10 protein-coding genes and 1 pseudogene are annotated in these 9,888 nt (G+C 68.0%); 8 read left to right on the top strand and 3 right to left on the bottom strand.

Going from position 1 to position 9,888, the window contains the following annotated elements:
- Window positions 1–695 (top strand): annotated as a pseudogene (locus tag PV781_RS21200) (hypothetical protein); the annotation flags it as partial.
- A gap of 172 nt (window positions 696–867) precedes the next feature.
- Here PV781_RS21200 and PV781_RS21195 read toward each other — a convergent pair.
- From PV781_RS21195 to PV781_RS21185, 3 genes are all read right to left on the bottom strand, one after another.
- Window positions 868–1,233 carry a RidA family protein gene (locus tag PV781_RS21195; protein ID WP_274777614.1) on the bottom strand — a complete coding sequence of 122 codons (366 nt, stop codon included), beginning with the start codon at window positions 1,231–1,233 and terminating at the stop codon, window positions 868–870.
- 125 nt (window positions 1,234–1,358) lie between these two features.
- Window positions 1,359–2,732: an acetyl-CoA carboxylase biotin carboxylase subunit gene (locus tag PV781_RS21190; RefSeq protein ID WP_274777613.1), complete on the bottom strand. Its 1,374-nt coding sequence runs from the start codon at window positions 2,730–2,732 to the stop codon at window positions 1,359–1,361.
- A 28-nt stretch (window positions 2,733–2,760) separates the two neighbouring features.
- Complete coding sequence (locus PV781_RS21185) at window positions 2,761–3,648, bottom strand: helix-turn-helix domain-containing protein (RefSeq protein ID WP_274777612.1); 888 nt, start codon at window positions 3,646–3,648, stop codon at window positions 2,761–2,763.
- A 241-nt stretch (window positions 3,649–3,889) separates the two neighbouring features.
- Here PV781_RS21185 and PV781_RS21180 point away from each other — a divergent pair, with 241 nt between their 5' ends.
- The 7 genes from PV781_RS21180 to PV781_RS21150 all read left to right on the top strand — a co-directional run bounded on the left by PV781_RS21180 (window position 3,890) and on the right by PV781_RS21150 (window position 9,888).
- Complete coding sequence (locus PV781_RS21180) at window positions 3,890–4,390, top strand: MaoC family dehydratase (RefSeq protein ID WP_274777611.1); 501 nt, start codon at window positions 3,890–3,892, stop codon at window positions 4,388–4,390.
- A complete protein-coding gene (locus PV781_RS21175) occupies window positions 4,387–5,541 on the top strand; it encodes an acyl-CoA dehydrogenase family protein (RefSeq protein WP_274777610.1) in 1,155 nt (384 codons plus the stop codon). The genes PV781_RS21180 and PV781_RS21175 overlap by 4 nt, the downstream gene beginning before the upstream one ends.
- A complete protein-coding gene (locus tag PV781_RS21170; RefSeq protein WP_274777609.1) occupies window positions 5,541–6,023 on the top strand; it encodes a MaoC family dehydratase in 483 nt (160 codons plus the stop codon). Before PV781_RS21175 ends, PV781_RS21170 begins: the two co-directional genes overlap by 1 nt.
- Complete coding sequence (locus PV781_RS21165; RefSeq protein ID WP_274777608.1) at window positions 6,020–7,279, top strand: CaiB/BaiF CoA transferase family protein; 1,260 nt, start codon at window positions 6,020–6,022, stop codon at window positions 7,277–7,279. The genes PV781_RS21170 and PV781_RS21165 overlap by 4 nt, the downstream gene beginning before the upstream one ends.
- Entirely contained in the window at window positions 7,276–8,193 is a 918-nt protein-coding gene (locus PV781_RS21160; RefSeq protein WP_274777607.1) for an HpcH/HpaI aldolase/citrate lyase family protein, read from the top strand. The genes PV781_RS21165 and PV781_RS21160 overlap by 4 nt, the downstream gene beginning before the upstream one ends.
- 71 nt (window positions 8,194–8,264) lie before the next feature.
- Complete coding sequence (gene dctP / locus PV781_RS21155; protein WP_274777606.1) at window positions 8,265–9,302, top strand: TRAP transporter substrate-binding protein DctP; 1,038 nt, start codon at window positions 8,265–8,267, stop codon at window positions 9,300–9,302.
- Window positions 9,303–9,390: 88 nt separating this feature from the next.
- On the top strand, window positions 9,391–9,888 hold the full coding sequence (locus PV781_RS21150) for a TRAP transporter small permease (RefSeq protein WP_274777605.1): 498 nt from the start codon (window positions 9,391–9,393) through the stop codon (window positions 9,886–9,888).

Genomic DNA, 9,888 nt, shown 5'->3' with positions numbered 1-9,888 from the left:
CCTCCCTCGCGCCCGAGGCGCCCGCCGCCGAAGCCCCGGCGCCGGCCGCCCCCGTGAAGGCCAAGGCGCCCCGCAAGGCGGCGGCGAAGAAGGCCCCCGCGGACGCACCGGCCGCGACCCCCTCGCCCGTCGATGCCGCTCCAACCCAGGAGCGTTCTAAAAGCACCCAGCGCACTCAGAAGGGCACTGCGAAGACTGGCCCGGCGGCAGCTGCTGACGCAAAGCCGACGGAGCCGCAGGCTGAGGTGAAGGCGGAGGCCGCCAAGCCCGTCGCCAAGCCCGTCGCCAAGCTCGCAGCCAAGCCGGCCACCAAGCCTGCTGCAAAGGCGGCCGCGAACGGCACCGACGCTCCTGCTGCCAAGACTCCTGCTGCCAAAGCTCCTGCCGCGAAGAAGCCGGTGACCAAGAAGTCCGCCGCTCCGAAGGCCGCCGCTCCGGCCGCCCCGGTGACGGAAGCCGCGCCGGTGGAAGCCCCGAAGGTGGACACTGCGCCCGTGGAGGCCCCGAAGGCCGTTGCTTCCAAGTCTGCCGCTTCCAAGTCTGCTGCTTCCAAGACCAAGGCACCCGCCAAAGCTGCAGCCGCCAAGCCGGTTACGAAGCCCGTGACCAAGACCGCCGCCAAGCCCGTTACGAAGCCCGTGACGAAGCCGGCGGCTGCGGCGAAGGCGCCGGCCAAGAAGGGCCCCAAGGCCTGATCTTCGGCCTGACGAAAACTGCTACGGCCGGCATGTGCCGGCCGTTCGCGTTTTAGGCGCCGCGGGCCTCCCCGCGGCAGCGCCCCGGGTCTGAGCCAGCGCGTCCGGCGGACGCGTGGTGAATCCGTCTCCATCCAAGACGTTAGAGGGCGATTCACCGGCCGGACCGCGTTTATCGGGCGGCGATGACGATCACCTCTACGCCCAGGGCGGCGCGGTTCAGCTTGGCTTCGTAGCAGGCGCGGCCGGGCGTGTTGCCTTCCGGCACCCAGGCGTCCCACACGGCATTCATCTCGTCGAAATTGGCCATGTCCGCGAGCAGGATGGTGGCCTGGAGCATGCGCTCCTTGCTGCTGCCGACGCTGGCCAGGTGCGCATCGATATTGGCGAGGATCTCCTCGGTCTGCTCGCGGATGGAGGCTCCCGCCTTGGCCTTGGCCACCTGGCCGGCCAGATAGACGGTCTCGCCGCCATGGATGCTGATCTGGGACATGCGCGGTCCGATGCCGTAGCGCTCGATGGGTGCGGGGGTGGTCATGAGGATTTCCATCTCCTGAGGGTGGGACAAGGGTCCGGCGAGCGGACGAGCCAAGGCAGTCCCGGAAGAGGCGTCCGGGGGCTGAACGTGCGGGATTGAGGCGTCGGGGCCGGCGACCGCCTGTGTCAGGCCGCCGCTGTCCGCGCGGGCACCAGCAGGGCGCGCCGGCGGTCGATGAAGCCGGTGTCGACCTCCCCCGCCGCGAAGTCCGCGTCGGCGAGGCAGGCGATCAGGAAGGCGCGGTTGTTGGCCGGCCCCTCCAGGGTGAAGGCCTCCAGCGCCGCGCGGGCGCGGGCGCGCGCCTCCTCGCGCGTCGCGCCATGGGCGATCACCTTGGCGATGAGCGGATCGTAGAAGGGCGTGATGGTGTCGCCCGCGCCATAGGCCGCATCGATGCGCAGCCAGGGCGCGGCGGGCGGCGGGACATAGGCGGTGATGAGGCCCGGGGAGGGCAGGAAATTGCGCGCCGGGTCCTCCGCATAGAGCCGGCATTCGATGGCGTGGCCGTGCGCGGCCACGTCCTCCTGCGCCAGCGGGGCAAGGGTGCCGGCGGCAAAGTCCAGTTGCAGGCCCACCAGGTCGAGGCCGGTGACGCTTTCGGTGACCGGATGCTCCACCTGGATGCGGGTGTTCATCTCCAGGAAGAAGAAATCGCCGGTGGCCACATCCAGGATGAACTCCACCGTGCCCGCGCCCGCATATCGGGTCGCCGCGCACAGCTTCACCGCCGCCTGCGCCATGCCGGCCCGCACGCTCTCGGGCAGGCCGGGGGCGGGGCTTTCCTCGATCACCTTCTGGAAGCGCCGCTGGAGGGAACAGTCGCGCTCGAACAGGTGCACGGCCTGTCCGTCGCCAAACCCGAACACCTGCACCTCCACATGGCGGGCGCGGGGCACGTAGCGCTCGAAATAGACCGTGCCGTCGCCGAAGGCGCGGGCGGCCATGGAACGGGTGGCGGCCACCACCGGGGCGAGGCCCTCCGGCCCGTCCACGCGGCGCATGCCGATGCCGCCACCGCCCGCCGCCGCCTTCACCAGCAGCGGATAGCCCACCTTGTCGGCCGCCCCCTGCCAGCCCTGCGCTTCCACCGGGAAGCGGGCGCTGCCGGGCACGACGGGCACCCCCGCGCGGCGAGCGATCTCCCGCGCGCGCTCCTTGTCGCCCATGTCGCGGATCGTGTCCGGCGCAGGACCGATCCAGGTGAGGCCGGCCTCCTGCACCGCCTGTGCGAAGGCGGCGTTTTCAGCGAGGAAGCCGTAGCCGGGATGGACCGCATCCGCCCCCATGGCGTGGGCGGCGGCGATCACCGCCTCCGCCTTCAGATAGCTGTCGCGGGCCGGGGCGGGGCCGATGAGAACGGCCTCGTCCGCCTCGCTGACATGGGCGGCGCTTGCGTCCGCCTCCGAATAGACCGCGACGGTGGCAAGCCCCCGGGTCCGGCAGGAGCGGAACACCCGCCGGGCGATCTCGCCGCGATTGGCCACCAGAACCTTCTTCATCGCCATCGCCTTGGTTGTGGGGGAATGCCTATTGGCGGGAGGGGGCGCGGCCGCCGGAGGCGGGCGGGGTGACCACCCAGAAGACGCGGGCTTCCTCGTCGGAATCGTTGTCCACCCGGTGGCGCAGCATGCTGGAGAAGCGGAAGCTGTCGCCGGCTTCCAGCGTGTAGGTCTCGTCGCCGATCAAGAGCTTGATGCGGCCCTGGATGACCACGCCGGCCTTCTCGCCATTGTGGTTGTAGAGCGCCCCGCCGGAGGTGCCGCCCGGTGCGAAGCGGAACTCCCACATCTCCAGCAGGCTGGTGCCCGGCGGCATCAGGAACATCTTGTTGATGCCGGTATTGGTGAGGTTCAGGCAGTGGCGCTCATGGGCGCGCACGATGAAGGGATTGGCCGAGGGCGGAACGCTGTCGCCCTCGAAGAACTGGGTGATGGGCACGTCCAGCGCGCCGGCCAAGAGCCGCAGGGTGCGCAGCGAGGGCGTGGCCAGCCCGCGCTCAATCTGGCTGAGCATGCCGATGGAGATCATGGCCTGCTCGGCCAGCGCGCCCAGCGACCAGCCGCGGCGCAACCGCTCGGCCCGCACCACGGCGCCGACGCGGGCATCGGCCTCCGCATGCACATCGTCGGCGGTCAGGTCTGCCGCTGAGGGGGCGGGCTCCGCCTCCGCCTTGCGCTTGGCGCCGCCGCGCGGGGCCGCCTTGGCGACGCGCATCTCCGGCGCGTCGGGTGCGGCTTCGGGCAGGGGCTCGGGAGGGGCGACGCCCGCTTTCGCGCTGCGCCCCCGCCGGGGGGGTGCCTTTGCGGTGGCCTCGGCCGAGGGAGACGCCTCCGGCGCGGGTGCGGCGCGGCCGTGCGCCGTCTCGTCCCGCGGGGTGCTTCCCTGCGCCGTGCCCTTGCTGCTGCGTCCCGCCATGGATGCGCTCCCGGTGCCGCTCCCGCTGGCGGAAAGCCCCTCTCTCCGCCTGTCTCGACAAATAGTGTGATCAAAATTTTCGTGTCAAGTTTTGATGTCATGAAAATTTCGGCGTTGACATTCCTTTTCATCAGATCAAACCTGAGTGCATCGATTTAAGCGTGATCAAAAGTTGAGCAGCGCAGGGTTGCCGTTCGCGGTGCCCTGACCCTGCCGTCCTTCCCGGAGGCATCGTTTTGAAATGACGACAGATTTCCGCAGCTCGGCGGTGCTGATGCGGAAGGGGAACACCTTCGAGGCGTTCGAGGTGGGCCGCCGGTTTGAGCATCATTGGGGGCGAACCCTGCGCGATTCAGAGGCAGCGCTGTTTTCGACGCTGACCCTGCATTTCAACCCGCTTTACTTCAACCGGGAATATGCCCTGGCGCTCGGCCATCCCGACACGCCGGTCAATCCGCTGATGGTGTTCACTCTGGTGCTCGGCCTCTCCGTGGAGGACCTGTCCGAGGCGGGCGGCGCCTTCCTGGGCGTCGACGACCTGGAATACGGCCCGCCGGTCTATCCCGACGACACGCTCACCGCCCGCAGCACGGTCACGGGGCTTCGGGACTCCGCAAAGAACCCGATGATGGGCATCGCCACCTGGCACACCGAGGGCTTCAACCAGCGCGGCGAACGCGTGATTTCCTTCGTGCGCACCAACATGGTGCCGCGCGCGGCCCCGGCGGAGGCGGCCCCATGAGCTACATGACCGAAGAGCGGCGCGCCATCCAGGAGCATGCCCGCGAATTCACCCGGCGCGAGGTGACCCCGCTCGCCAACAAGCTCGATCCCGAGCGTGCCGACATTCCCATGGCGCTGCGCGACAAGCTGGCGGAGCTTGGCTATTTCGGCATCCTGATTCCCGAGGAATATGGCGGCCTCGGCCTCGGCTGCTTCGAATATTGTCTGGTGTCGGAAGAACTGGCCCGCGGCTGGATGTCCGTGGGCTCCATCATCGTGCGCGGCAATTTGCTCATCGGCAGCCACATGATGAGCGAAGAGCAGCGCCGCTACTTCCTGCCCAAGATGGCGGTGGGCGAGATGGTGGGCGCCTTCGCCATGTCGGAGCCCTCGGCCGGCTCGGATGTCGCCTCCGTCGCCACCCGGGCGGTGAAGGACGGCGACAGCTATCTCATCACCGGCAACAAATACTGGTGCACCTTCGCCAAGGAGGCGGACTTCATCATCCTGGTGGCGCGCACCTCCAAGGCGCCGCCGGACAAGCGCCATCATGGCCTGTCCATGTTCATCTTCGAGAAGAAGCGGGGCGAATTCCCGGAGGGCATGGCCGGGTCGCCGATCCCCAAGATCGGCTATTTCGGCATGAAGACCTACGAACTGGCCTTCGACAATTTCCGCATCCCGGCGGACAGCCTCATCGGCGAGGAAGGCAAGGGCTTCTATTACGCCACCCAGGGCCTGGAATGCGCCCGTGCCCAGACCGCCGCGCGGGCGGTGGGGGTGGCGCGCGGGGCCCTGGAGGATGCCATCGCCTATTCCAAGGAGCGCGTGCAGTTCGGCCAGCCCATCGCCGCCTTCCAGGAGACGCGCTTCAAGATCGCCCGCATGGCGGCGGAGGTGGAGAGCACCCGGCAGTTCGTCCATTATGTGTGCGACCGCATCGACACCGGCGAGCGCTGCGACCGCGAGGCCTCCATGGCCAAGTATCTGGCCAGCGAGATGGCCGAGCGGGTCGCCTCCGATGCGCTCCAGATCCATGGCGGGGCCGGCTACACCACCCACCACGCGGTGGAGCGCCACTGGCGCGACGCGCGCCTGACCAAGGTGTTCGAGGGCACCTCGGAAATCCAGCTGCGCGTCATCTCCGATTCCATCCTGGGGAGGCTGTGATGGAACTGGCCACCCTCACCGCGCCGGGCAGCTATTTCGAGGCCTTCAAGGTGGGCCTGGTGATGCGCCACGCCCGGGGCAAGACCGTCGAGCCGCTGGAGAATGTGCTGCTCACCAATCTGGTGATGAACACCGCCGCCGGCCATTTCGACGAGCACATGATGAAGACCGCTCCGTTCGGCCGGCGCGTCGTCTTTGGCGGCGTCACCACCGCTCTTGTCATCGGCATGGCCAGCCAGGACACGGCGGAAAATGCGCTGGCCGAGCTCTCCATGACCGGCCTGCGCCTCAAGTCCCCCGTGTTCCACGGCGACACCCTCTATGCCTATTCCGAAGTGCTGGCCAAGGAAGACGCGGACCGGGACGATGCCGGCATCGTCACCTTCCGCCATTGGGGCGTGAACCAGGACGACGTGGTGGTGTGCGAATGCGTGCGCCGGGTGCTGGTGAAGCGCGCCAGCGCCTATGGGGCGGCGGCATGAGCGCGCCCGCGCCGTCCGGCGCCCTCGCGGACCTGAAGGTGGTGGACATGACCCACTTCCTCGCCGGCCCCTATTGCACCGCCATGCTGGCGGACCAGGGCGCCGACGTGATCAAGGTGGAGCCCCCCGACGGCGACGTGACGCGCACCTTCGGGCCGTTCCATCCCCACGACCAGCTCAAGGCCTTCGCCGGCTATTTCGCCTCGGTGAACCGCAACAAGCGCTCCATCACCCTCGACCTCAAGACGGCCGAGGGGCGGGAGATCTTGCTCGCGCTCATCGATGGCGCCGACGTGGTGGTGGAGAATTATCGCGCCGGGGTCATGGAGCGGCTGGGCTTTTCCTACGAGACCCTCAAGGCCCGCAATCCGCGCCTCGTCTATGCCGCCATCCGGGGTTTTGGCGATCCGCGCACCAAGGCGAGCCCCTATGGCGACTGGCCGGCCTATGACGTGGTGGCCCAGGCCTTCGGCGGCATCATGGCCATTACGGGCGAGGAGAACGGCGCGCCCACCAAGATCGGACCGGGGGTGGGTGACATCGTGCCGGCCATGCTGGCGGCCTTCGGCATCGTGTGCGCGGTCCATCATGCCCGGCGCACGGGCGAGGGGCAGTTCGTGGACGTGAGCATGGTGGACAGCGTGCTGGCCCTGTGCGAGCGGGTGCTGCACCAATATGCCTATGCCGGCATGGTGCCGGTGCCGCAGGGCAACCAGCACCCCTTCCTATGTCCCTTCGGCACCTTCCCCACCTCGGACGGCTGGTGCACCATCACCGCCTATGACGACCGCATGTTCGCCCTGCTGTGCGACCTGTGCGGTCTCGCGAGCCTGCCCGCCGACCCGCGCTTTTCCACCTGGCAGGCGCGCTATGACAACCGGGTGGCGCTGATCGAGATCCTCTCGGGCTTCACCGGCCGCCACACCAAGGCGGAGCTTCTGGCCTTGCTGGGCGGCAAGATCCCGTTCGGACCAGTCTATGACGTGGCCGAGATCATGGCCGACCCCCATTTCGCCGCCCGCGAGATGATCGTGCCTGTGGAGCAGCCGGGCATGGACGTCCCCGTGACGCTGGCCGGCGTGCCGGTGAAGATGACCGCCACTCCCGGCGCCATCCGCCGCCGCGCGCCGCTCTTGGGCGAGCACACCGACGCTGTGCTGGCCGAGGCCGGCTTTTCTTCCGACACCATTTCCACCCTGCGCGCCGCCGGTGCCTTCGGCCGCCCGCGCCCCCTTTCCGCAGAGACCGCAGCATGAGCCCCTCGTCCCGTCCCCAGCGCCTGCGCCGTGTCCAGCTCGCCGTTCCCGGCTCATCCGAGAAGATGATGCGCAAGGCGGCCGCCTCGCTCGCCGACCATGTGTTCCTCGACCTTGAGGACGCCGTCGCCCCCAGCCAGAAGGCCGAGGCGCGGGCCAAGATCGTCGAGGCGCTCACCACCTATGAGTGGGGCCGCAAGACGCGCTGCGTGCGCATCAACGACTTCTCCACCCGCTACGCCTATCGCGACATCATCGAGGTGGTGAGCGGGGCCCGCGAGAGCCTCGACACGCTGATGCTCACCAAGGTGAAGACCCCCGCCGACATTCTCTTTGCCGACACGCTGCTGAACCAGCTGGAGCAGGATATCGGCCTGGAAAAGCCCATTGGCCTGGAAGCCCTGATCGAGGAAGTGGAGGGCCTGCAGAATGTGGAGGCCATCGCCAAGGCTTCGCCGCGCCTGGAAGCGCTCATCTTCGGCATGGGCGATTTTTCCGCCTCCATGGGCGTGCTCATCAAGCCCGACGGCAAGGTCGGCCCCTATCCGGGCGATGTCTGGCACTATTCGCGCTTCCGCATGGTGATGGCCTGCCGCGCCGCCGGCATCGATGCGGTGGACGGGCCCTATGCGGATTTCCGCGATCCCGACGGCTACACGGTGGAAGCGTCGCGCTCCCTGACGCTCGGCTGCGTCGGCAAGTGGGCCATCCACCCCGCCCAGATCGATTGGGCGCTCTCCGTCTTCACGCCTGACGCTGGCGAGGTGGCCCGCGCCCGCAAGCTCGCCGCCGCCTACAAGGAGGCCGAGGCGCAGGGGCTGGGCGCCATCCAGGTGGACGGCACCATGGTGGATGTCGCCTCCATCCGCATGTTCGGAGCCATGCTCCGCAAGGCCGATCTCATCGGCATGTAAGAGGAACGTTTCACGGGCGTTGGTTTCACTCCGGCCGAACCAGAGCGGCTGCACATAAAAAAGAGGGGAACATGACCACCATCAAGCTCACCAAGCGCGGCTTTCTCGCCGCATCGGCCGCCGCCGGCCTCAGCCTCGCCATGCCGGCGATCGGGGCGCGGGCGCAGACCGTCTTCAAGTTCAAGATGTCCACCGACGATGCCCCCGGCCATCACCGCCACGCGGTGGTGACCAAGTGGCTGGACCTCCTGCGCAAGGAATCCAACGGCCAGCTCGACGTGGAGCTGTTCCATTCGGCACAGCTGTTCAATGACGTGAACGTGCCCCGCGCCCTGCGCCAGGGCTCCATCGACATGGCCATGCCGGGCAATTGGGTGCTGGGCGGCATCGATCCCAACAACGACATCTTCCTCCTGCCCATGTTCTTCGGCGTGCCGCAGGCGGCCATGCATCCGGTCAGCGACGGGGCGGTCGGGCAGGCCATCAACAAGCAGATCGAGGAGAAGCTGAAGGTGAAGGTGATCGGCTTCTGGCTCGATCACGGCTATAGCGACACCCATTCCACCCGGCAGATCTCCTCCAGCCTCGACCTGAAGGGCCTGCGCGTGCGCTCCTTCGGCGGCGCGGGCACCGAGGCGCGCATTCGCTATTTCGGCGCCGACCCCATCCTGGTGCCGTGGGCGGAGGTGCCGATGGCCCTCAGCCAGGGCAATTTCGTCGCCATGTATTCCAACTCGGCGAGCGTCGCCTCCGCCAAGCTGTGGGATTCCGGCATCAAGTGCACGGTGGTGGAGCGCCAGTTCTTCCACCAGTACATCCCCATGATCTCGCAGGCCGCCTACGACAAGCTGCCAAAGCCCCTCCAGGACCTGCTTGTTGGCAGTTGGAAGGAGCACATCACCGAGTTCCGCGCGATGACCACGGCCGCCCAGCAGCGCGCCTTCGACACGCTTGCGGCCAACGGCGTGAACGTGGTGCGGCCGGAGCAGGGAGTGCTGGACGGCATCCGCAAGGGCCTCATGTCCACCCAGGACGAACTGGTGCCCAAGCTCAAGATTGATCCCGACCTGGTGAAGCAGGCCCTCGCCGCGCTCAAGCAGAGCACCTGATCCCCGGGCAGCCGACCCGACGGGAGCCGGGCCCTTCGGCCCGGTGTCCCGCGGGCCGTCCTCATTCTTGCGCGAAGGTCGAGCGGTCATGATCGCGACGGTGCAGCGGGTCTTCGTCGGCCTCATCGGGGCCATTGCCTTGCTGATGTATTCCTACCAGATCGTCTCGGTCTGGCTGTTCCGCCCCTTTGCCATCACCTGGTTCGGCGAGGTGGCGGTCTATATGCTGGTCTGGGCCATGTTCGTGGGCATCAGCGAACTGGTGCGCATCGATTCCCATGTGCGGGCGGACTTCCTCATCTCCCACCTGCCGGTGCGCACGCAGCGCTGGATGGAGGTGGTGAACTGCCTGGTGGGCATCGTCTTTGCCGCCTGCCTCATCTGGTACGGCTGGCAGATGACGTTCGACGCCTGGGACCTGGACGAACGCAGCCCCACCGGCCTCGCCTTTCCCTTGTGGATCTATTACGCGGCGGCCCCCGTGGGCGGCGCGCTGCTGCTGCTGCGCTTCGTGCAGCGCTTCTGGGCCTATCTCGCGAAGTTCGATGAAAAGACCATGGCGCTCCACAGCGCGGCGGAGATCTGA

This window comes from Aquabacter sediminis, from assembly GCF_028863665.1.
Classification (GTDB): Bacteria; Pseudomonadota; Alphaproteobacteria; order Rhizobiales; family Xanthobacteraceae; genus L1I39.
Note: the sequence above shows the minus strand (reverse complement) of the source record. Positions and strands in the feature narration are given on the sequence as shown.

What these genes read in the sequence shown, in the direction of transcription:
- PV781_RS21170 (WP_274777609.1), top strand. Translation starts at nt 5,541, where the DNA reads ATGGAACTGGCCACCCTCACCGCGCCGGGCAGCTATTTCGAGGCCTTC.
- PV781_RS21160 (WP_274777607.1), top strand. Translation starts at nt 7,276, where the DNA reads ATGAGCCCCTCGTCCCGTCCCCAGCGCCTGCGCCGTGTCCAGCTCGCC.
- PV781_RS21175 (WP_274777610.1), top strand. Translation starts at nt 4,387, where the DNA reads ATGAGCTACATGACCGAAGAGCGGCGCGCCATCCAGGAGCATGCCCGC.
- PV781_RS21150 (WP_274777605.1), top strand. Translation starts at nt 9,391, where the DNA reads ATGATCGCGACGGTGCAGCGGGTCTTCGTCGGCCTCATCGGGGCCATT.
- PV781_RS21165 (WP_274777608.1), top strand. Translation starts at nt 6,020, where the DNA reads ATGAGCGCGCCCGCGCCGTCCGGCGCCCTCGCGGACCTGAAGGTGGTG.
- PV781_RS21195 (WP_274777614.1), bottom strand. Translation starts at nt 1,233, where the DNA reads ATGACCACCCCCGCACCCATCGAGCGCTACGGCATCGGACCGCGCATG.
- PV781_RS21180 (WP_274777611.1), top strand. Translation starts at nt 3,890, where the DNA reads ATGACGACAGATTTCCGCAGCTCGGCGGTGCTGATGCGGAAGGGGAAC.
- PV781_RS21185 (WP_274777612.1), bottom strand. Translation starts at nt 3,648, where the DNA reads ATGGCGGGACGCAGCAGCAAGGGCACGGCGCAGGGAAGCACCCCGCGG.
- dctP (WP_274777606.1), top strand. Translation starts at nt 8,265, where the DNA reads ATGACCACCATCAAGCTCACCAAGCGCGGCTTTCTCGCCGCATCGGCC.
- PV781_RS21190 (WP_274777613.1), bottom strand. Translation starts at nt 2,732, where the DNA reads ATGAAGAAGGTTCTGGTGGCCAATCGCGGCGAGATCGCCCGGCGGGTG.